Here is a 21,083-nt window from a genome sequence, read left to right on the forward strand (position 1 = left end):
ACCAGTTGTCATACAAACTTGACACAAAGCTGGGTAATCTGGGGTCTGTTACTGCGCCGGAACCGGTTTTTTCCCCCAGCGTAGGTATTCTGACAATGCCGGTGGGGGCCGACGCGATCAGCACTGCCGGCGCGTCCGCGTTTGGAAGTGGAGCAGGAGCAGATGTGAGGGGGGCCATGACTGACCTAGGAGTCGCGGTCGTCGTTGAGGACGACGCCGACGTACGCAACCTTGTCGAAGCCGTGCTGAGCCAGGCGGGATTCGAAGTCCATTCGGCCGCAGACGGGCGCGAGGGGGTGGACGTCATCCGGCGTCTGGAAGCCGACGTGGTCACTTTGGACGTGGGGCTCCCGGACATCGACGGTTTCGAAGTCCTTCGCCGGGTCCGTCAGTTCAGCGATGCCTATGTGGTCATGCTGACGGCCCGAACGGAGGAACTGGACACGCTGACGGCACTGCACACCGGCGCCGACGACTTTATGACCAAGCCGTTCCGGCCGCGCGAACTCCGGGCCAGGGTGGCCGCCATGATGCGGCGGCCCCGGCAGGACACCATCAGTGAAACGCCCCAGCCGGCAGTTGCGGCGGCCCCGGCGCCGCAGGATTCCGTCCTCCGCCACAACGGGCTGGATCTCAATCCGGACAGCCGTACGGTCACCGTCGACGGTGCGGCCGTCAGCCTGACCCGCAGCGAGTTCGACCTATTGAATGCCCTGCTGAAGGGCGCTGGTGCCGTCCGGTCCAAGACTGACCTGGTCCGCGTGGTGCGGGGCGAGTATTACCGCGCGGATGCGTACATCGGCGAATCCGACGAACGGGCCGTCGAGGTGCATATCGGGAACCTGCGGCGGAAGCTGCGCGAGGATCCCCTGCATCCCCGCTGGCTTCAGACGGTCCGCGGTGTGGGGTACCGGCTCGCTCCAGAGCGGAACTAACTCTCCCAGAGAATGTAGCTGTACTGCAGTTCATCCACGGTTTCGCTGCCGCTCTCAGCGATCTCTGCCAGGAGTGAGCCGGCGCGGTCCATGTCGCCGCCGCGCACCGCTTCCTCCAGCTCTCCAGCGAGCCCGGCGAGCTGGACTCCGCCCACCATGGCCGAGGACGTCTTCAGGCTCAGTGCGGCCTCCAGCGAGCCTGCCTTGTCACGGCGGTCCAGCGCCGACGCCAGGCAGCTGTAGCGCTGGTCCCACATCTTGGCATAGTCCCTTGCGAACCCCTTGGCGACCGACGGGCTTTCCAGCTGGGCACCCAGGTCCTGGAGCGCCGCGGGATCCACGAGCGGCGCCACGTCAGGGGCGGCTGGGCCCGCTCCGCCGGGGAAGAGTCCGGGGGAAAATGCTGCGCTGGAGTCGCCGTCGTCGGGGGCACTGAGAAAGGACATGCGATCACGCTACTGCCTGTCAGGGCCCTGACCCTGCACTCCGGGTGATCCTGCGGAAAACTTGTGGCATTCCGGCGAAGCAGGCAGCTACTGGCCGCTGAAGGTCTCGATCGCGTTGATGACGGCGGGTCCGAGAATGGCGATGAAGAGCACCGGGAAGATGAAGAAGAGTAAGGGGAACAAGATGGTGACCGGCAGCTTCATGGCCTTTTCCTCGGCCCGCTGCCGGCGCTTGACCCGCATGACTTTCGCCTGGATCCGGAGCACGCGGCTGATGGCAATGCCATAAGTATCCGCCTGGACCACCGCCTGGACGAAGCTGCGCAGCTCCGGGATGTTGGTCCGCTCGGACAACGCGAGGTACGACTCGCGGCGGCTCCTGCCCACCTGCATGTCCTGGAGTGTCCGGACGAGCTCCTCGGCGAGGGGACCCTTGCCGTTCTCGCCGGCCCGGGCCATGGCTCCCTCGAAACCCAGCCCCGCCTCCACGGAGATGAGCATCTGGTCCAGGGTGTTGGCCAGCTCCAGTTGCATGATCTTTTGGCGCTCCTGGCCCTTGCTGTAGAGCAGGAGGTCGGGGATGAAGTAGCCCAGCAGTACTACAAAGACCCCCACCAGCTTGATGATCGGCGTCGGGCCGCTGGAGCTGATGTAAAACCCGAGCAGGGCACCCAACAGTCCCAGCAGCGGCTTGGCCGCCAGGACCCGGCCCAGCGGCAGCGATGCCGGACGGCCGGCGAGGGACAGGAGCTTGTCGAGTTTGCGCACGTACCCGGTGGGCGTCAGCCGGTAGCCGATCCGTTCCAGCAGTTTGCTCTGGTTCTGCTCCGCAGGCCCGGCAGTGTCGGTGCCGGCCGCGAGCATTGTGCGGACAGCCCGTCGGGTCGAGCGGTCTACGGACAGCAGCGACCACACCAGGTACCCCACCGGGGCGGAGACCAGCAGCACGGAAAGCAGCACCAGTGAGTTCACGCCCGCCTCAGAACTTCAGGTCGATGATTTTGCGCATCCACAACCCGCCGATGGTCATCAGGATGACGGACGAGACGATCATGCCCCAGCCCAGGGGGTGGGTGAACATCACGTTCATGTAGCCAGGGTTGACCAGCATCAGCATGACAACGATGCCGATGGGCATGGCCATCAGGATGTACGCAGAGAACTTGCCCTCGGCGGCGAGGGCCTTGATGTGGCCCTTGATTTCGCTGCGCTCGCGGATGGTTTCGTTCACCTGGTCCAGGACCTCGGCGAGGTTTCCGCCGACTTCGCGGTTGATCTGGATGGCCTGGGCGATCCAGACGAAGTCCTCGTTCCGCATCCGTTCGGCCGTGTCGTTGAGGGAGGACTGGAGGTCACGTCCCAGGCTGGTTTCCGTGACCACCCGGCGCATCTCCTCCGACGTCGGGCTCTGGGATTCGGTGGCGGCGGCATCAATGGCGCGCAGGATGCTGTGCCCGGCGCGCAGGCCGCCGGCCAGCAGCTGAAGCGTGTCGCCGAGCTGCTGGTCGAACGTGTTCCGGCGTTTGCCGGCCAGGAAACCGAGTACGAGGTGCCCCGCCAGCGGGGACAACAGGACGAAGAGAATAGCCAGCACCGGGCCGGCCACAACCAGGCCTGCCACCGCTCCCACCAGGGCCCCGGCCAGCACCAGGACGAAGAAGTCGCCTTGGCTCAGCCGCAGGCCGGCGTTTTCCAGCGCTTCCCGGTTGAACAACCGGACCTTGCGTTGGGCGAAGAAGCGATCGACCAGGTGCACGGCCGAACCGGCGAACCGGGTGAGCTGGGAGTCGGGCCGGTCCTGGACGGGCCGCCGGCGGTCCAGCGGCACGCTGGCCCCGCCCGTGGCGAGCAGCACGTAGCCGAGCAGCAGCACCGCGGTGAACAGCAGCCCGACGCCGACAGGCAATAAAGTCATGGCCGTTCACACCCTTCCGGCGGCGGTCAGCGGGGCCGCAAAGACGCCGGGGGAGACGTAGATGCCCAAATCCTCGAACCGGTCAATAAAGCGGGGACGGATTCCGGTGGGCACCGGTTTGCCCAAAAAACGGCCGTGGGCGTCGACGCCAGCCGAATAGTCGAAGACGAACGCGTCCTGCAGCGTGACGATGTCACCTTCCATGCCCTGGACTTCAGTGACGTGGGTGATCCGGCGGGTGCCGTCGCGGAGGCGTGAGATCTGGACAATCAGGTTGACGGCCGAGGCGATCTGTTCCCGGATCGCCCGCAGTGGCAGGTCCATGCCGGCCATCAGCACGAGGGTTTCCAGACGTGCGACGGCGTCGCGGGGCGAGTTTGAGTGGACCGTGGAAAGGGACCCGTCGTGGCCGGTGTTCATGGCCTGGAGCATGTCCAGCGATTCACCGCCGCGGACCTCGCCCACCACAATCCGGTCCGGCCGCATACGCAACGAGTTGCGCAGCAGCTCCCGGATGGTCACTTCGCCCTTGCCTTCGGTGTTGGGCGGGCGGCTTTCGAGCCGGACCACGTGGCGCTGCTGGATCTGCAGTTCCACGGCGTCCTCGATGGTCACGATCCGCTCGTCGTCGGGCAGGAAGGAGGAAAGCACGTTGAGCAGCGTCGTTTTGCCGGTGCCGGTGCCGCCGGAGACGATGATGTTCAGCTTCGCCTTGACGCAGGCGTTCAAGAGTTCGGCCATTTCCGGTGTCAGCGTGCCGAACTCGATGAGGTTCCGGACGGTCAGCGGCACTTTGCTGAATTTTCGAATGGTCAGCGAGGAACCGCCCACTGCGAGCGGGGGGATGACGGCGTTGACGCGGGAACCGTCCTCGAGGCGGGCGTCCACCAGAGGGGAGGACTCGTCGATGCGGCGGCCCACCTTGGAGACGATCCGCTCAATAACTTTCCGCAGGTGGTCTTCGGAGCTGAAGCGCGACTCGGTCAGTGTCAGCTTGCCGTGCCGCTCGACGTAGATCTGGTCCATGCAGTTGACCATGATTTCCGTGACGGCGGGATCGTCCAGGAGGCGCTGCAGGGGGCCGTAGCCGAGCACATCATCGGCGACGTCCTGGACGAGGCGGGAGCGTTCTTCGGACGACAGCGGGACCTGTTCGGCGTCGATGATCCGGATCAGCTCCTCCCTGGCGGAGGTGCGCAGCTCGTCCTCCTTGACGGCCGTGTCGTTGAACCGGGTTCCCATCCGTTCGAAGAGGGCGGTCGCGGCGCGTTGCTTGAGGGCCGCGAAAACGTCGACGGGCTGCTGGGTCTTGGACCGGTAAGTGTCCGCCGGTTCGGTGAAAGTCGGTGGAGCCTTGATGGCGGGCTTGCGGAGTTCGACGGCGGGGGCAGGGGCCGGCGTCGGCTCAGTCCGGGAAAGCGGCTGGGCCGGCGCCGGATTCGGGGCCGGAGTACCGGCCGGAGCCTGTGTGCCTTCGGCGGTGCGGAGCCGTTCGGAGAGCTTCACTTAGACCACCACCCGGCGGTGCAGCTTCTTCTGCGCAGTGGCGCGCCACGCGGGATCGAACCTGGCCACAAGTTGCCTGAGTCCCTTGATGGCAGGGTCCTTGCGGCCGTCCTGCAGCACCGGGATGCCGCGGTTGGTGGAGAATGCCACGGCTTTGGAGCGGGGGATGCTGACATCCACGGGGGCGCCGATGGTGGCCTCCACGTCCTGGACGCTGAGGCCGGACTTGCCATCGGCCATGTTCAGGACCACGTGGCGGGTTTCCGGCAGCAGGTCCAGGCGGCGGAGGATTCCGAGGCCGGAGCGGAGGCCGCGGATGCTCGGGACGTCCATGGCCGTGACCCAGACGACGTCGGTGCACTGCTCCATGGCGGCCAGGCCGACTTCGGGCAGGCCGGGGGCGGTGTCCACGACGACGTACTGGAACTGTTCCGCGAGTTGTTCCAGCAGCCGGGAGACCTGTTGCGGGGTGATGTCGTCGGCTTCCTCCGGGCTTCGCGGGGCGCAGAGGGCATAGATGTTGCCGGCGTGGACGGTCAGGAACGCCTTGAGCACGAGGGAGTCGTGGCTGGCGGCGGCGGAGACCGCGTCCGTGACGGTGTGCTCCGGGTTCAGGTAGAGGCCGGACGCCACGTCCCCGAACTGCAGATCCAGGTCGACGATGACGACGCCCATCGGGGCGACCTTGCCCAGCCCGATAGCGATGTTGGTGGCGATGGTGGTCTTGCCGACGCCGCCCTTGGGGGAGAAGACGCCGATGACCAGCCCTTTGGGGCCTTCGGACTGCTGGACGGCTGAGGTCCGGCTCCGGCTCGCGTAGGACTGGCAGGCGCGTTCCAACAGCATGCGGATCTGGGCCGGATCCGACTCCGGGCCGAGGATGTCCCGGATGCCGGCACGCATGGCGAGCAGGACGAAGGCCGGATCCGGCTCGCCGACCAGGACCACGCTCAGCTCCGGCAGTTGCACATCGAAGACCGTGGCGAGCCGCAGGGCATCCTCGACCGGGATGTCCGGTCCCAAGATGAGCACCTCGGGGCGTTCCTGGTTGAGATTGGCGAACAGTTCGCCGGGATCGGAGGGGTTGACGAAGGCGAAGGTCTGGAGCCCGCCCGGGAGCCCGCCGGCCAGGGCCTGCCGGACGCGGGAGTCGAAGTCGGTGTTGGGGGTGATGAGGACAAAGCGGCTCACTTGTAGACCTCCGGTTTTGTCATGATTCCAGGCTTGCCGCTGTCCGTGGCGTTGAGCGGCTCCTTGCTCAGCCAGAGGCTGGCGGTATCGGAGAACTCGGATGCGTAGATGATTTTTGTGGCATCCACGTCGTTCACTGCAACGGTGAGCATCAGGGACCCGGTAGGGAGGGACATGTCCTCCGCCGGGGGTGCCGAGCCGTCTGCCGAAGGCTGCGGCGAGGGCGTGGCAACAGGCGCCCGTTGCACGGCGGTCACGAGGACCTTGTGGATGGAGAGCTGGGTTGTCTGCTGTTCAGGCTTGGCGTCGAGGCCACCGCCCTTCAAGTTGATAAAGATGCCGACGCGGTCACCCGGTGCGATCCTGCCGCCGACAACGCGCTGCGGCTCCAGCTGGAATGAGATTTCCTGCAGGCCCTCCGGAACGTCCACGGACCCGCTCGCCTTGAGCTCCTCCGGCGCGATCAACCGTTCCGCGACCAGTTGCTCGCCGGGGAGCAGTTCGACGGCGGTGACCTTTTCGGCCAGGCCGTCGAGGTTCTTCAGCGAAGACTTGGTGACAGCCTTTCCGGGAAGTTCTTCGCTCGCCACGAAGGCTGCCAAAGCTGCCACCGAGGTACCGGCGGGCACGGCTTTCTGCACCACGAGGACGGTGACCGGGTCCAGTCTCTGGACCGCCCTGGTATCGGCGCCCTGCGCGTAGCTGACCACAAGCAACGCCCCAAGGATCGCCAGGACGAGGGCGGCGACGCCGGCCAACAAGCGTGACTTCAAAGACTGCTCCTGTACTTAGGGATCTGCGGTGTGCTGAAACTATTGGGTGAGGCGCACGATGTCGGTGCCGGAGTCCTCCGTGGTCACTCCGTAGGTGTAGCCGTCGGCCAGCGACACATACTCGATAAAACTGCCGATGATGCCTCGGCAGTTGTTGGTGCAGGCGACGGAACTGGGCACGGTGGGACTCGTATGGTGGAAGGATTTCGGCAGATCGTTGTCAGTGCCACTGAACTTCCATCCCTTGACGTTGAATGCGGCAAAGGACGTGAGCTTGTACTTGGCGTTGGCCCCTGTCCCTGTCACTCTGTCGAAAACCGGCAGCAGGGCGATGACGTCTTTACCGGCGGTGATGTCCGCCGCCCATTTCTGCAGGACGCTGTCGCACACGGTGCCTGGGTAGCTGTTGCCGGAACTGCTGCTGGCGTCGCCTGCTTTGATGTCAATGAGGCCGCCGCACACGCCCGGACTGCTCGTCAGCCACCCGAAGCCTCCCGGAACGGGGGCTCCGGAGGGTCCATATAGACAGTCGGGGTTCGCGTCGTCGCCGTGGCTCTGCAGCTGCTGAAGGCCGCCGCCCACGCGGTATCTGACCTGACAAACAGAGAAGGCAAGGGGAAACGGCAGCGGCCCTGCCACTGGTTGGCCCCACCGCACGGTGGCGTTCGCAGTGACCTCGGCATCGTTGAAGCCCATGGCCCGGGCGAAGAACAGCGATACCCGGTTAGGCTCCTTGCCGGCTTCCTGCGCTCCGGCCGTAACTGTGACGGTGCCGGCTGTCTTATCGAGGACGACGGCTTTGATGTGGCTGGCCCCGTCGACGGCGTTGTTGTTGGCGAGGCTGCGGGCTAGGGCGGACGTCGTTGAGCAGTCGCTGTTGTTGACGTCGCGGGCGCACTTCTGGGCGATGGCAAAGGCCGCTGCGTCGGCTCCGTTGCGGAGCTGAGTCCGCTCGGCGTACAGCATGCCGACGTCGACGGCCATGGCCGTGAATCCCAGCAGAGTCACCATAAGAATCGCGATCAGTACACTGACGGCCCCGCGCTCGCCGGCCTCAGGCCCAGGCTTCAGCCGTTGCACAGCATCACCCCTTTGCCTTCCATGGCAAACGGACCCGCGATTCCCGTCATGGTGGACAAGTTGTAGGTGATCTTTAGCGTCATCTGGGCACCGGGGGCGCATGTTGCGGGGCTGAAGGTGATGTTGGCGTCGCTCAGCGCGGGTTGCACTGAAACGGCTGCGTTCTTCGCCGCAGCCCGGGCCGCCGTTGGGTTGTTGCCGATCGCCATGACTCGAACGCCTTCGCGGGCTGCGCTGGAGAGGGAGCTCTGAACGTTGTAGGCCCTGCCGAATTCAGTGATGCCCAGCAGTAGCATCACCAGGACGGGAACGAGGAGGGCGAACTCCACCGCGACGGCACCCCGCTCCTTTGCCTGGGACATGGGGGACCGCCTTCCTTGAGTTGCTGGTTTCTCGGCGCCTGTAAGACAGCCAGGGTTGGGGAAGGCCGGAGCCTTCCCCAACCCTGACTTTCGGATTTAATCGCACGCTACGGGGCGGCGACGCAGCCACCCTTGCCACTGTCGGCCGCGGCCGAATAGACCTTGCCACCCTGAACAGAACATCCCACGTTGTTGAAGGTGTCCTTCAAGGTGCCGCCGAGCAGTGTGACGGCGACGATGATCACGACGGCAATGAGGGAGACCATAATGCCGTATTCGACGGCGGTGGCGCCGCGCTGGTCGCGGCGAAGGCGGGTTGCGAGGTTGGAGAAAAAGGAACGCATGGGTGACTCCTGAGCGAGTTGGGGCTGGCCCTGCACCAGCACTGAGAGGAACTTAGCAACGAGCGACACGCCGACGATTCGACGTGGACGTATCCTGTGCCAAGGCTTCCCAAACTGCACGTTCCCTGTACGTTCCCTGCGCAGATTCTGCGCTGGGTGGTTGCGGAATGGGCCGGCGCGCCAGAGGACCCCCTCGGCTCTGGGGTCCAAGGGGGTCCGGTCTGTGGGGGCTGACTGTATTGAGACTGTCAGCTATTGATTGGCGAAGACCTCCATGATGCTCATTACCGTCGGTCCGAGTACAACAACGAAGAGCGCCGGAAGGATCGAGAAGATGAGAGGGAAGAGCATTTTGACCGGCATTTTCATGGCGTGCTCTTCCGCCCGCTGGCGACGCTTGACGCGCATAACCCTTGCTTGTGACTCGAGCACGTTGGCGATCGCGATGCCGTAACTATCTGCTTGGACGACAGCTCGGACGAAAGACCGCAGATCAGGAACGTCGACGCGCTGGGCCATGGCCAGATAGGCCTCCTTTCGGGAACGGCCGACCTGGATGTCTTGAAGGGTTCTGATCAACTCGTCGGCGAGCGGCCCGACGCCGTTTTTCCCCGCCCGTGCCATTGCTGATTCAAAGCCGAGACCAGCCTGCACTGAAATCAGCATCTGATCCAGGGTGTTCGGGAGTTCGAGTTTGATGGCCTCACGTCGCTTTTGCGCGTAGTTCCGGATCAGAATGTCCGGCACGAAGTAGGTGAAAGCTGTGATGCCCACCATCAGCAGCACCTTCGGGGGCGTAGGTCCTGAGGCAACAACCAGGATGCCCATCACGGCTCCGGCCAAGGCTAGCAACGGCTTGACCATGATGACCCGAGCCAACGGCCAGGCTTTGGGTCGACCGGCACCGGCGAGTTGCTTGTCCAACCAGGCGGCATACCCTTGCGGCATTGCCTTCTTGGACAAAGCTGCGAGGTGTTCGTTGGCGCTGAGAGTGGATCCACCAGAACTCGTAAGCCGACCCAGATTCGACTGGACGTTTTTTAGGCCCGCACGATCTCCCGTGAACGCTAGCCACGTCATGACCGAGATAGGGAGGACGACCGCCAGGATGGCCGCGTAGGCAATGATTTGCACTTGTAACTCCTTCTCAGAACTTGGGCTTAATGAGCCGGCTGAGCCAGAATCCGCCTACTGCCAAGAAGATCAAGGCGGCCGCAATCATGACGTAACCAGGGATCGTAGTGAGAAACACTTTCTGGTAGAGCGGGTTGAACAGCGTCAGGCACGTGAACATCACAACCGGAAGCGCCATGAGGACCAGGGCGGATATCCGTCCTTCAGCGCTGAGGGCCCTGACCTGTCCCCGGAGCTGGTTACGATCCCGGATGGTCTCGCCGACATTGTCCAAGACTTGCGCGAGATCCCCGCCGACTTCCCGGTGGATTTCGATAGCGCGGGAGATCGAGGCGAAGTCTTCATTGGCGGCCCGGCGGGCGACCTCGTTGAGGGACTCACCGAGGTCCCGGCCGATCCTGGTCTCATTGACCACCCGGTTCAGCTCTTCTGCCATGGGAGCGTCGTTCTCCTGGGCAGCAGCGTCGACCGAGCGAAGAAGGCTGTGTCCGGCGCGAAGGCCACCGGCGAACATTTGCAGGGTATCCGGAACCTGTTCGTCAAACTTCTTCCGCCGACGGTCGACCAGCAGATTAATAAACAGAATGAGCGCGACGGGAGTGAGGGCCAGCATGACCACCGCCATGCCCGGACCGCCCAGCAAGAAGCCCAAGACAGCACCGACAAAGATTACGGCGCCGCCCATCAGCATGTAGTCACCGGGCTGCTTCTTAAGGCCGGCCTCTTCGAGCTTCTCCCGGCTGAGGAGCCCCGAGCCATTGCGCCGGACACCCTTGTTGAGGGTCTGAACCGCTTGGTCCGTGAGCTTGGTCAGGTTCGAGGAGTGCACCTCGACGTCGTCTGGCCGGCGGCGGGAGAGCTCCACCTGCCGGGATTTGAAGACGACGGAGACAGCGATTGCGAGTGCCGCGTAGACCAGCAGCAGGCCGGCCACGAAGGCCAGGGGTGACAACTCGGGCAACACGGCTACCGCCCCCTGACGGGCTGTGCGCCGAACACGGTCGGCGAGATCGCGATCCCGAGTTCGACAAATCGGTCCGTGAACCGCGGGCGGACTCCGGTGGGTACGGGCTTGCCGAGGAAACGTCCGTTCTCGTCGAGTCCCGCCGAATAGTCAAAGACGAAGGCATCCTGGAGCGTGACGATGTCTCCTTCCATGCCTTGGACCTCGGTAATGTGGGTGACGCGACGGGTGCCGTCGCGGAGCCTCGAAATGTGGACGATCAGGTTCACCGCCGAGGCGACCTGCTCCCGGACGGCCCGCAGCGGAAGGTCCATGCCGGCCATCAGAACGAGCGTTTCCAGCCTGGCGATGGCGTCCCGGGGCGAGTTTGCGTGCACTGTCGAGATGGAGCCGTCGTGGCCGGTGTTCATGGCCTGCAGCATGTCAAGACACTCGCCGCCGCGGACCTCGCCCACCACGATCCTGTCCGGCCGCATACGCAGCGAGTTGCGCACGAGGTCCCGGATGGAAACCTCGCCCTTGCCCTCGATGTTCTGCGGCCGGCTCTCCAGCCGGACCACGTGGTCCTGTTGAAGCTGGAGTTCGACGGCGTCCTCGATGGTCACAATCCGGTCGGTGGCCGGGATGAACGAGGACAGAACATTCAGCAGGGTTGTCTTGCCGGTGCCGGTGCCGCCGGAAACGATGATGTTCATCCGGGCCAGCACGCAGGCCTGGAGCAGTTCGGCCATCTCGGGGGAGAGGCTGCCCATACTGATCAGGTTTTGCACCGTCAATGGATCCCGGCCGAATTTCCGGATCGTCAATGCGGGACCATTCACGGCGAGGGGCGGGATGATGGCGTTGACGCGGGAGCCGTCGGCGAGGCGGGCGTCGACAAGTGGTGAGGACTCGTCGATGCGCCGTCCTATGCGCGAAACAATCCGTTCGATGACCCGACGCAGCGCTTCGTCCGAAGTGAACTTTGTATCCGTCAGGTGGAGCTGGCCTGCGCGCTCCACGTAGACCTGATCAAAACGGTTGACCATAATCTCTGTGACGGCCGGGTCGTCCAGGAACCGCTGGATCGGTCCGTGGCCAAGGACGTCGTCGGTGATTTCGCGGATGAGGCGTTGCCGTTCCAGTGGCGTGAGGGGGATCTGTTCCTCCTCGAGAACCACTTTCAGTTCGTCCTTCACCGACTGATGCAGTTCTGCCTCCTCGATGGACGAGTCGGTGATCCGGCCGCCGAGCCGCTCAAAGAGCGCCTGGCTGGCACGTTCCTTGAGGGCGTTGAGTGCTTCGCTGGCGACGGACGCTGTTTGCTGGACCTCGACGGAATCGGTCTGCAGCTCGGCTGCCGTCTTGGCTTCCAGAATCCGGCCAAGGGTGGCGGGGGCGGCCGGGAGCGGGGCAACGTCCGACTCTGCCGGTGCTTTGTCCAGGTTTGGAGCGGGCTGGGTGCCCCCGCGCAATTGCTGGAATCGGTCTGTGAGGCTCACTGGAATACCGCCCTTCTGTGCAGTTGCTTGTGCGGTCTGGCGGCCCAATCGGGCTTGAACCGGTCGACCAGTTGGCGAAGACCCCTGGAGGCAGGATCCCGGTTGCCCTCCTGGAGCACGGGAACGCCTTTGTTCGTGGAGAACGGGAGGTTCTTGGAACGTGGCAAGACCACGTCAACCGGCGCCCCGATCGTGGCCTCAACGTCCTTCAAACTCAGTCCTGCCCGACGGTCCGCCATGTTCAACACGATGTGGCGTCGCTCCGGTACCAATGCCAGCTCCTCCAGGATCTGGAAGCCCGTCCGGATTCCCCTGATGCTCGGAACATCCATGCCGCAGATCCAAACAGCGTCCGTGGCTTGTTCGAGCGTGGCCAGGACGTGCTCGCCGAGGCCCGGCGCTGTGTCCACCACGATGTAGCGGAACTCCTGCCGAAGCTGTTCCAGCAGATGGGAGACGTGCGCGGCGGTGATCCGGTCCATCTCCACCGGGGAACGCGGTGCGCACAAGGCGTAGATCCCGGCCGGGTGGACCGTCAAATAGGTCTTGAGGACCATCGAATCCTGGCTGGCGGCACCCAGTACCGCGTCAGTGATGGTGAACTCCGGCTCCAGCAGCAACCCGCTGGCCACGTCACCGAATTGCAGATCGAGATCGACAATGACGACGCTCATGGGGGCCGTCTTACCGAGCCCCACCGCGAGGTTGGTGGCCACCGTCGTCTTGCCGACACCGCCCTTCGGCGACATCACGGCGATGATCCGACCGAGGGCGTCATTGTCCACATGCTCGGAAGTTTGGGGGGCGAGTCCCCGACGCCTTCCTGCCGCAGCCAGGCTTGCCCGTTCCAGCATGACGCGGATGGTGTCCGGGTCAGCCCCCGGGTCCAAAAGGTCGCGGACACCAGCCCGCATCGCCTGCAAGACCGTTTCCGGCGTGGACAGCGCGGCCAAAATGACACTGATCTCGGGATACTGAAGGTCAACCACCGACGCGAGTTTCAGCGAACCGTCCACGGAGATGCCCGGACCCAAGATCAGCACCTCGGGCGGCTCCCCGACCATTTGGCGGAGTACATCCCCCGGACCGTCGGGAAGGTAGTCGACCTGAAAGACCTGGAGTGATCCGTGCATTCCGGCTACCGCAAGGCGGACGAGCCGTTCAAAATCGCCGTTGGGCGTGATGAGTACGAAGCGGCTCATCGGAACAACCTTGAGGAGTCCACGTACGATGCTCCCTCTTCCACTGCATCGCCCGGTTCCTTGGACAAGTAGACCTTGCCGAACTCTGCCGCGAAAACGATCCGCTCCGCATCCGCCGAGTTCCTGGCGATGGTGATGAGGTACGTATCGTCGGTCTGTGCCTTGGTGGTGCCGGAAGTAGAGGAGACCTGGCTGGTTCCCGACGCAGCGCCGGCATTGCCGGTCTGCGCTGCCGATCCATTGCTGAACTGTGCCGCCGTTACGAGCACCTTGTGGAAGCTCAGCTGTGTCTTGCTCGATTTAGCTCCCGGCTGGCCGTCCGCCCCGGTGTCGGTGGCCTGTTCCAGCGACAGGAAGACACCTACTGTATCGCCGGCCGTCACTTTGCCGCCGGCGACGCGTTCGATCGGCAATTTGAGCGTGAGTTCCTGGAGCCCGGCCGGGACCTGGATCCGCGACGGGCCAAGGTAGGACTTCTCTTCGACCATCCGGGTGGAAAGCAGTTGTTCGCCCGGGACCAGCGAGACGGCCGCCACCTTCGAACCCAGGGTGGACAGGTCCGTAACGGTTTGTTCGGCCAGCGCCACCTTTGGTACGGACTTCTTGATGACCGATGCTGCAATCTCGTCAGCGGTAGCTCCGGCCGGTATAGCCTTTTGCACCACGTAGATTGTTTCAGTTTCCGTCCCGGCCAAAGCGCGTTTTTCTGCATTTTGAACATACGAGACCAGTAGTACAGTTCCGATAATTGCCACAAGTAATGCGGCGATGCCTCCCAGCAGGCGTGTCTTCATTTTATAGCTCCTTAGAAATTACCTATTTGACGAGCCGAATTTTGACGGATCCGAGATCCGGTCCGCTCCCCACGGGGCCGCCTGCGGAATCAATGGATTCAAATCTTACGAACTGCCCGATGATGCCGCGGCAAGGGTTGTCGCAGGCATTGGCTGCACTTACGTCGGGCACTCCGGACCTGAAGACCCGGATGGAGCTGCTGCCGGTGAACCGCCAGCCGATCATCCTGAACGTTGCGTAGCCGCGGATGTGGAACCAGGCATTGGTGCCGGTGCCACCCGCTTCGTCGTAGACCGGGAAGGTCCCCTCCACGTCGCCGCCGGCCAGGATCGTGTTCTTCCAACCGGTCACGATGGCGTCGCAGGCATCTCCGCCGGGCGGGGTATTGGGATAGTCGGCACCAGTATTGCTGCCCGCGATATCGTCTGCAGAAGTGCTGGCCTGGCAAGGGGCGGTTTGATCAAGCCAACCGAAACCGCCGGGGATGACATGGCCCGCAGTAGACGTGCACGTTCCGCTGCCGGGCTTGTACTTGATCAACTGGATGTCGCCGGTGTCTTCGGCCCCGGAGAGGTCGTACTGGCAGTCCGAGAAGGCCAGGGGGAAGGCGGTCGCTCCGCCAATGGGCTCGACCGCGGCTGTCGCGGTTGCCCTGACCGTCGCCGGTGGCGCATTGAGAGCACTTGCGAACATTTTGGTGAGAAAGGTGTTGGAGCCGCTAACAGTGGAGGTGACGACGGTCACCTGGTTGGGAACGGAGAGGTCCACCGAATCGACGTTGGTGGCGCCGTCGTTGGAGTTGCCACCGGACATTGCCTGTGCCCACGCCAGGGCCTGGTCAGGGCAATCGGACGGCGTGGTGTGGCACTGCTGCATGGCCGCCATGGCTCCGGCGTCGGCCGCGTTCTGGAGTTGTGCGTGTTCGGCATAAATCTGACCGACGTCGACAGCCATCGCCCCGGCTCCGATCAGTACAAGCGTCATCACGGCGACCAGGACTCCGGTGGCGCCCCGCTCTTTGTCGCTGCTCCGCCTCAGCCGCCGCATCGCATTGATCCTTCGCCTTCGAGAGTCAGGCTCGCGCCCAGCAGCCCGGTCAGAGCGCCGGCGGTGTACGTGACAGTGACCGCAGCATTGCCGGGAACTCCCGTGCAGACACTGGTGAAATCAAAACCGAAGGATCCGGCGTCGAGTCCCGGTGCCGCGGCTATGCCGGCCGCCGCAGCCAGTGTCTCGTCTTGTTCCACGGCCAGCGTCCTGGCGGCCACGCGAGCAGCCTGGGTGACGGAGATCTGCAGGTTGTACATATGTGAGAACTCGACAATGCCGCCGATCAGGAGCAGGAGGACGGGGGCCACGAGACCAAATTCGACGGCGGCGGCCCCCCGCTCGCGCCCTTCAACGCCCGCGGCGGGCGCCCTTGACTTGCTGCGCTTCATTGGATCCCCCCAGGGATAGATGCAGCTGAGGATGGAAACGAAATGTGCCGCGTCCGCGAGATACGGACGCGGCACACCGGGTGTTGCTGAGACCAGACGAGAAGTGCGGGCTACGGTCGGACGGGAGCGTCCCAACGGCCGACTTCGGCGCCGAGATCGGTGAACCACTGGCTGAGGGCCGTGCCGAAGGTGAATGTGCCGCCGATAACAATGAAGGCAATAAACGCGACCAGGAGCGAGTATTCCGTCGCGGTGGCGCCCTTTTCGGAAGCGAACTTGTCCTTGACGCCAGAGACAAAAGCGAGCATTGAGACCATGAGACCAGTCATTGTTTTTTCCTTTTCCAGAGATTTGAGTATGAGACGGAGTTCCAGAAAATCCCCTTTGCTAATTCGCTGGAGATCCGTTGGGACAACATTTGCACGGCCCCAAACGGCCCTGCAATGCCGGGAGATACTCGACTTCTGGGAAGGAATATTGGGCAAACACCTAGGCCTTTTGCCGGTGTACTCAGTACGGGAATGCGACCCCTAAGTAACTACCTGTTTTGATACGCACGCTTACTAATGAGCATGAAAGTGACAGGAGTTGCAGGAGTTAGCGAAGGAGCAGGATGACGGCAAGTCCTGCTGCCAGCATCGACGGACCGTAGGCCACCTCTCGTGGCTTGTTTCCGCGGTTTTTTGCTAAGAGAACGGCGGATGCGAGGCCGCCGGCGACGAAGGCCAGGGCGCCGCCATAGAAGAGCTGCGACCAGCCTAGGTAGCCTAAGTACAGTCCAAGTGGCGCGGCGAGCTTCACATCGCCCATTCCGAGGCCGTTTTTGCTGGTCAGGGCCAAAAATAGGTAGAAAAAGAACAAGATTGCGGACCCCGCGGCTCCGCGAAGCAGGTCGCCCGCGGCCCCCGAGACCAGTGCGGCGAAGCCCAGGAGGGCAAAGCCGGCCGCCAGCAGGGGTCCAACGAGCCGGTTCGGCAGTAAATGATGCACGATATCGATGCGCGCTAACGGAACGGCGAGAATGCCGAGTAATACATAAGCGGGAAGGTCCGCAGTATTACCGAAGCGCCAGGCGAGCAGGGCAGAGAGGGCAAAGGAGGCCCCCGCCGTCGTAAGCATCTCCCGTCTGGAGGCATCGCCGGCCAGCTGGGGGAGGGCGCGGCGGGTGAACAGTCCAACCAGTAGCCCCAGCACCGCGCCGGCCAGCCCGATCCCGGCAATAAACAGTGGCGTTGCGGAGCCAGCGGCGGCGGTGTCGAGCACGGTTCCTCCTGGGATGCGGCGGGCCGGGGCGGGCGAGATGCATCCGGACACCCCATTTTGACCCAGTGACACGTCATCGGCTATTCTTGGTAGTCGTTGTGCGTGTCCTTCTCGATGATGCGTGCCCGCTTGGGAATCCGGTTGCAGGATGACTACCCAGCGAGCACATTCGAGACTTCAGGATGACTGGTTACATGGAGCCCTCACCTCTGTTCCGGTAGCGCATAGATAGTAGGTGCACCTTCGTGTGACGCCTAAAACAAGAACGCCAGAACAAGAACGAGGCAAACACCGTGCGTACGTACACCCCGAAGCCCGGCGATATCAACCGCCAGTGGCACGTCATTGACGCCACCGACGTTGTCCTTGGTCGTCTTGCCAGCCAGACCGCAATCCTGCTGCGCGGCAAGCACAAGGCCACCTTTGCGTCCCACATGGACATGGGCGACTTCGTCATCATCATCAACGCTGAAAAGGTTGCCCTCACCGGCGCCAAGCTGGAGCAGAAGCGCGCATACCGCCACTCCGGTTACCCGGGCGGCCTGACCTCCGTTAACTACGCGGAGCTCCTGGAATCCAACCCGGTCCGCGCCGTGGAGAAGGCCATCAAGGGCATGCTCCCGAAGAACTCCCTCGCTGCACAGCAGCTGGGCAAGCTGAAGGTCTACAAGGGTGCCGAGCACCCCCACGCCGCTCAGCAGCCCAAGACTTTCGAAATCACCCAGGTCGCCCAGTAGTCCTGGCCACCAAACAACTTATCTATACAAGGAGAATCGTGGCTCAGAACGAAGAGACCACCGAGGCCGTTGTGGCTGAGGAAAACCTGACCAGCTACACCTCGGAAAGCGGTCCTGCGGAAGCAGAAGCGCCCAAGAAGGAACGCCCGGCCCTGACCGTTGCCGGCGCTGCAGTTGGCCGTCGCAAGGAAGCTGTTGCCCGCGTTCGCGTTGTACCGGGCTCCGGCAAGTGGACCATCAACGGCCGCGAGCTGGCCAACTACTTCCCGAACAAGCTGCACCAGCAGGACGTCAACGAGCCCTTCAAGATCCTCGATCTTGATGGCGCCTACGACGTCATTGCCCGCATCCACGGTGGCGGCATCTCCGGCCAGGCCGGTGCCCTGCGCCTCGGCATTGCCCGTTCGCTGAACGAGATCGACACCGAAAACAACCGCGCCACCCTGAAGAAGGCCGGTTACCTGCGTCGTGACGCCCGCGTCATCGAGCGCAAGAAGGCTGGTCTCAAGAAGGCCCGTAAGGCTCAGCAGTACTCCAAGCGCTAAAAAGCGCTTCCGAGCGCACTTGCGCTTGCACGAAGGCCCGTTCCGCCACTCGGCGGGGCGGGCTTTCGCGTTAAAGTCGGACTTGCTCGGCACATCGACTAAACTTGACCCGATGTCTAGATTATTTGGAACAGATGGTGTCCGGGGATTGGCGAACGGCCTGCTGACGGCCGAGCTGGCGTTGCAGCTGGCCCAGGCCGCCGCCGTCGTGCTTGGCCACGACCGCAATACCAACGCAACGCGGCCGCGCGCCGTGGTAGCCCGCGACCCCCGCGCGAGCGGTGAGTTCATTGCGGCTGCGGTGGAAGCGGGGCTCTCAAGCTCCGGGATCGACGTGTATGACGCCGGCGTGCTCCCGACCCCGGCAGCGGCCTATCTCGTGGCCGACCTGGACGCCGACTTCGGTGTCATGATCTCCGCCTCGCACAACCCCGCCCCGGACAACGGCATCAAGTTCTTTGCCCGCGGCGGCCAGAAGCTTCCTGACGATGTGGAAGACGCCATCGAGGAACAGCTCGGCAAGGAGCCCTTCCGCCCGGTCGGGGGAGAGGTGGGCCGGATCCAGCGCTTCTCCGACGCCGAGGACCGCTATATCGTCCATCTGCTCGGCACCCTCCCGCACCGCCTGGACGGACTCAAGGTTGTGCTGGATTGCGCGCACGGCGCGGCAAGCGGCTGTTCCCCCCAGGTCTTCAAGGATGCCGGCGCCGATGTCATTGTCATCGGAGCCGAACCGGACGGCCTCAACATCAACGAAGGCGTCGGGTCCACCCACCTGGGCCCGCTGAAGCAGGCGGTCCTGCAGCACGGTGCCGATCTGGGCATTGCGCACGACGGCGACGCGGACCGCTGCCTTGCGGTGGACCACGAAGGAGGCGAAGTCGACGGCGATGAGATCATGGCCATCCTCGCCGTGGCACTGAAAGCTTCCGGCAAGCTCAAGGACGACGTCCTCGTGGCGACCGTGATGAGCAACCTCGGACTCAAGATCGCCCTGCGCGAAGCCGGCATCAGCCTGCGCGAAACCGGCGTTGGCGACCGCTACGTCCTGGAAGGGATGCGCGAAGGCGGCTTCAACCTCGGCGGCGAGCAGTCCGGCCACGTGATCTTCGCCGACCACGCCACAACGGGCGATGGAGTTCTCACCGGCCTGCAGATTGCGGCGCAGGTAGCACTCACGGGCCGTCCGCTGAAGGAACTGGCTGCCGTGATGACCAAACTTCCGCAGGTCCTGATCAACGTCAAGGGTGTGGACCGCACCCGGGTCAAGGGCGATGAAGCCGTGGCTGAGGCGGTAGCCCTCGCCGAGGCCGAGCTGGGCGATACCGGCCGCGTGCTCCTGCGCCCCTCCGGCACGGAACCGGTGGTGCGCGTTATGGTCGAGGCGGCCTCCCAGGAGACCGCCCAAGCCGTGGCCGAGCGCCTGTCGCAGGTGGTCCGCACCGAGCTGGCCCTGGAGCTCGTCGCCGACTGAGTCGTCCGATCACTAAACAACAATGGCGCGTCCCCCACCAAGGGGACGCGCCATTGTCGGTTTTGTGCTGCTAAAGGGTTCGCTCCGCGCGGAGGGCGTCGCGGATTTCGGTCAGCAGCGCGATCTGGGGATCCTCGGCCGCTTCCTCCTTGACTTCCTGGTTGATGCCAAGCCGGCGATTGCGCCGTTCGATCATGTGGTTCATCGGCACGACCACCACGAAGTAAATCGCGGCCGCGACTAGGAGGAAGTTGACGATCGCCGTGAGCAGCACACCGAACTTAATGTCATTGCCGTTAAAGGTGACCACGGCGAAGCTGTCGAAGTTGGGCGCGCCCACCAGGCCTGAGATGAACGGCATCAGGACGCTTTGGACGAGTGCCGTTACCACGGCGCCAAACGCGGCGCCGATGACGACTGCGACGGCAAGGTCTATGACGTTGCCTTTGAGTATGAAGTTCTTGAATCCTGTCAGCATGTCCCCAAGCTAACCCGGCCGCGTGAGCACCCTGTGTCTCGGAGGTAAGTTCCGGGCTCCGTGTCGGTGTGTGGCGCCGCGTGCGCCGCCGGGCGCACGCATGGGCTAACTATCGGTACGCCGGCGCCGCTTCCAGCCCAAAGTATTCCTCCAGAGTCGCAATACCCCGGGTGTTCATCTGGCCGGCCGCTTCCACACCCACGTAGCGTAGGTGCCAGGGCTCATAGTAGTAGCCGGTGGTCTCGTGGAACATCCAGGGGTAGCGCACCACGAAGCCGAACAAGTGGGCGTTGGCCTTCGCCCAGACGGCTGCGGGCTGGCTCGCGAACGCTGGCGTGAAGCTGTCCCGCCCGCTGCCGTCGCCGATGTCGAAGGACCAGCCGGTCTGGTGTTCTGAATAGCCGGGCCGCGCGGAGGCGGTGTCCGCCGCGGCCTGCCCGTCCGCCTGCACCCACTTGTTGTAGGTGGCGATCTGGGTGTTGAACGAGCGGTATCCGCTCGCGAGCGTGATGACGACTCCGCTGGCTGCGGCGGCCGCGAACATCCTCTCCGCCGCTGCCGCCGTCGTGCTGTTGAGCAGCGCCGCCTCGCCGGAGGTCGCCAGGCGCACGCGTGGCCGGACGAGGTCGGCCGGCACAAACGCGGCGGGGGAGAGCGGCCGGTGCTTGTTCACGACCACCCACGGGCTTGCCGGGTCAGTGAGCGAGTGCCGGGGCGCGGCTGCGGCGGAAGGCGCCGCGGGAGGTGTGGTCCCTGGCGCCGTTGCCGCGGGACTGCCCGGCAGAGGCTCCGCGGACGGCGTGGCGCTTGCCGTGGCAGACGGCGTCGCGGTGAAAGTTGTCGTCGCCGCGGACGGCCCCGCAGCCGCGGACGACGTCGGCCTGGCGGCTTCAGGGGAGCAGGCGCTCAGGGCGGCGAAACCCGATCCTGCCAGCAGCAGGCGGCCGAAGACCCGCCTGCTGGGAGCGGGACGGGCGGATTCCGGCGCCTCCGGGCGTTCTGCTGACCGGTCATAGCAC

Annotated in this window: 25 protein-coding genes; 5 read left to right on the top strand and 20 right to left on the bottom strand. The window is 64.1% G+C overall.

Features of this window, described 5'->3' with window-relative positions:
- The first annotated feature begins 176 nt into the window (after window positions 1–176).
- Window positions 177–935: a response regulator transcription factor gene (locus AC1DF4_RS01880; RefSeq protein WP_476911281.1), complete on the top strand. Its 759-nt coding sequence runs from the start codon at window positions 177–179 to the stop codon at window positions 933–935.
- Here AC1DF4_RS01880 and AC1DF4_RS01885 read toward each other — a convergent pair.
- From AC1DF4_RS01885 to AC1DF4_RS01970, 18 genes are all read right to left on the bottom strand, one after another.
- Window positions 932–1,381 carry an Hpt domain-containing protein gene (locus AC1DF4_RS01885; RefSeq protein ID WP_476911282.1) on the bottom strand — a complete coding sequence of 150 codons (450 nt, stop codon included), beginning with the start codon at window positions 1,379–1,381 and terminating at the stop codon, window positions 932–934. The two genes, AC1DF4_RS01880 and AC1DF4_RS01885, sit on opposite strands and share 4 nt — an antisense overlap.
- 87 nt (window positions 1,382–1,468) lie before the next feature.
- A complete protein-coding gene (locus AC1DF4_RS01890; RefSeq protein WP_476911283.1) occupies window positions 1,469–2,353 on the bottom strand; it encodes a type II secretion system F family protein in 885 nt (294 codons plus the stop codon).
- A 7-nt stretch (window positions 2,354–2,360) separates the two neighbouring features.
- Window positions 2,361–3,296, bottom strand: a complete 936-nt coding sequence (locus tag AC1DF4_RS01895) for a type II secretion system F family protein (protein WP_476911284.1) — start codon at window positions 3,294–3,296, stop codon at window positions 2,361–2,363.
- 6 nt (window positions 3,297–3,302) lie between these two features.
- Window positions 3,303–4,802 carry an ATPase, T2SS/T4P/T4SS family gene (locus AC1DF4_RS01900; RefSeq protein ID WP_476911285.1) on the bottom strand — a complete coding sequence of 500 codons (1,500 nt, stop codon included), beginning with the start codon at window positions 4,800–4,802 and terminating at the stop codon, window positions 3,303–3,305.
- A complete protein-coding gene (locus AC1DF4_RS01905; RefSeq protein WP_476911286.1) occupies window positions 4,803–5,993 on the bottom strand; it encodes a CpaE/TadZ family protein in 1,191 nt (396 codons plus the stop codon).
- Window positions 5,990–6,766: a Flp pilus assembly protein CpaB gene (gene cpaB, locus AC1DF4_RS01910; RefSeq protein WP_476911287.1), complete on the bottom strand. Its 777-nt coding sequence runs from the start codon at window positions 6,764–6,766 to the stop codon at window positions 5,990–5,992. Before cpaB ends, AC1DF4_RS01905 begins: the two co-directional genes overlap by 4 nt.
- A 39-nt stretch (window positions 6,767–6,805) precedes the next feature.
- Window positions 6,806–7,846 carry a pilus assembly protein TadG-related protein gene (locus AC1DF4_RS01915; RefSeq protein WP_476911288.1) on the bottom strand — a complete coding sequence of 347 codons (1,041 nt, stop codon included), beginning with the start codon at window positions 7,844–7,846 and terminating at the stop codon, window positions 6,806–6,808.
- Window positions 7,834–8,208, bottom strand: coding sequence for a TadE/TadG family type IV pilus assembly protein (locus AC1DF4_RS01920; RefSeq protein WP_476911289.1), 375 nt, complete (start codon window positions 8,206–8,208; stop codon window positions 7,834–7,836). Before AC1DF4_RS01920 ends, AC1DF4_RS01915 begins: the two co-directional genes overlap by 13 nt.
- Before the next feature lie 107 nt (window positions 8,209–8,315).
- Entirely contained in the window at window positions 8,316–8,552 is a 237-nt protein-coding gene (locus AC1DF4_RS01925; protein ID WP_476911290.1) for a Flp family type IVb pilin, read from the bottom strand.
- A gap of 252 nt (window positions 8,553–8,804) precedes the next feature.
- Window positions 8,805–9,686: a type II secretion system F family protein gene (locus AC1DF4_RS01930; protein WP_476911291.1), complete on the bottom strand. Its 882-nt coding sequence runs from the start codon at window positions 9,684–9,686 to the stop codon at window positions 8,805–8,807.
- Window positions 9,687–9,699: 13 nt separating this feature from the next.
- Window positions 9,700–10,650 (bottom strand): type II secretion system F family protein, encoded by a 951-nt coding sequence (locus AC1DF4_RS01935; RefSeq protein WP_476911292.1) that lies wholly within the window; start codon window positions 10,648–10,650, stop codon window positions 9,700–9,702.
- Between the two features lie 2 nt (window positions 10,651–10,652).
- Entirely contained in the window at window positions 10,653–12,131 is a 1,479-nt protein-coding gene (locus AC1DF4_RS01940; protein WP_476911293.1) for a CpaF family protein, read from the bottom strand.
- A complete protein-coding gene (locus AC1DF4_RS01945) occupies window positions 12,128–13,333 on the bottom strand; it encodes a CpaE/TadZ family protein (RefSeq protein ID WP_476911294.1) in 1,206 nt (401 codons plus the stop codon). Before AC1DF4_RS01945 ends, AC1DF4_RS01940 begins: the two co-directional genes overlap by 4 nt.
- The gene (locus AC1DF4_RS01950) at window positions 13,330–13,995 is read right to left on the bottom strand and encodes an RcpC/CpaB family pilus assembly protein (RefSeq protein WP_476911295.1); all 666 of its coding nucleotides are present in this window, start codon (window positions 13,993–13,995) and stop codon (window positions 13,330–13,332) included. The genes AC1DF4_RS01945 and AC1DF4_RS01950 overlap by 4 nt, the downstream gene beginning before the upstream one ends.
- Window positions 13,996–14,149: 154 nt before the next feature.
- Window positions 14,150–15,082: a pilus assembly protein TadG-related protein gene (locus tag AC1DF4_RS01955; protein ID WP_476911296.1), complete on the bottom strand. Its 933-nt coding sequence runs from the start codon at window positions 15,080–15,082 to the stop codon at window positions 14,150–14,152.
- Window positions 15,083–15,162: 80 nt separating this feature from the next.
- Complete coding sequence (locus AC1DF4_RS01960) at window positions 15,163–15,567, bottom strand: TadE/TadG family type IV pilus assembly protein (RefSeq protein WP_476911297.1); 405 nt, start codon at window positions 15,565–15,567, stop codon at window positions 15,163–15,165.
- Window positions 15,568–15,677: 110 nt separating this feature from the next.
- Window positions 15,678–15,896, bottom strand: coding sequence for a Flp family type IVb pilin (locus tag AC1DF4_RS01965; protein ID WP_476911298.1), 219 nt, complete (start codon window positions 15,894–15,896; stop codon window positions 15,678–15,680).
- Window positions 15,897–16,164: 268 nt separating this feature from the next.
- Window positions 16,165–16,830 carry a prepilin peptidase gene (locus AC1DF4_RS01970; protein WP_476911299.1) on the bottom strand — a complete coding sequence of 222 codons (666 nt, stop codon included), beginning with the start codon at window positions 16,828–16,830 and terminating at the stop codon, window positions 16,165–16,167.
- A gap of 293 nt (window positions 16,831–17,123) precedes the next feature.
- On the opposite strand from AC1DF4_RS01970, the gene rplM reads away from it, so the two are divergent.
- The 3 genes from rplM to glmM all read left to right on the top strand — a co-directional run bounded on the left by rplM (window position 17,124) and on the right by glmM (window position 19,586).
- Entirely contained in the window at window positions 17,124–17,567 is a 444-nt protein-coding gene (rplM, locus tag AC1DF4_RS01975; protein ID WP_056425332.1) for a 50S ribosomal protein L13, read from the top strand.
- Window positions 17,568–17,605: 38 nt separating this feature from the next.
- Window positions 17,606–18,112 carry a 30S ribosomal protein S9 gene (gene rpsI / locus AC1DF4_RS01980; protein ID WP_120951090.1) on the top strand — a complete coding sequence of 169 codons (507 nt, stop codon included), beginning with the start codon at window positions 17,606–17,608 and terminating at the stop codon, window positions 18,110–18,112.
- Between the two features lie 112 nt (window positions 18,113–18,224).
- Complete coding sequence (glmM, locus tag AC1DF4_RS01985) at window positions 18,225–19,586, top strand: phosphoglucosamine mutase (RefSeq protein ID WP_476911300.1); 1,362 nt, start codon at window positions 18,225–18,227, stop codon at window positions 19,584–19,586.
- 70 nt (window positions 19,587–19,656) lie between these two features.
- Here the strand turns inward: glmM and mscL are convergent, their stop codons facing one another.
- Both mscL and AC1DF4_RS01995 read right to left on the bottom strand, forming a co-directional pair.
- Window positions 19,657–20,064, bottom strand: a complete 408-nt coding sequence (mscL, locus tag AC1DF4_RS01990; RefSeq protein ID WP_476911301.1) for a large conductance mechanosensitive channel protein MscL — start codon at window positions 20,062–20,064, stop codon at window positions 19,657–19,659.
- 109 nt (window positions 20,065–20,173) lie between these two features.
- Window positions 20,174–20,737, bottom strand: coding sequence for a M15 family metallopeptidase (locus AC1DF4_RS01995; protein WP_476911302.1), 564 nt, complete (start codon window positions 20,735–20,737; stop codon window positions 20,174–20,176).
- Here AC1DF4_RS01995 and AC1DF4_RS02000 point away from each other — a divergent pair.
- Window positions 20,730–21,080, top strand: coding sequence for a hypothetical protein (locus tag AC1DF4_RS02000; RefSeq protein WP_476911303.1), 351 nt, complete (start codon window positions 20,730–20,732; stop codon window positions 21,078–21,080). The two genes, AC1DF4_RS01995 and AC1DF4_RS02000, sit on opposite strands and share 8 nt — an antisense overlap.
- The last annotated feature ends 3 nt before the right edge of the window (window positions 21,081–21,083 follow it).

Source organism: Arthrobacter sp. 05N429 (assembly GCF_056397045.1).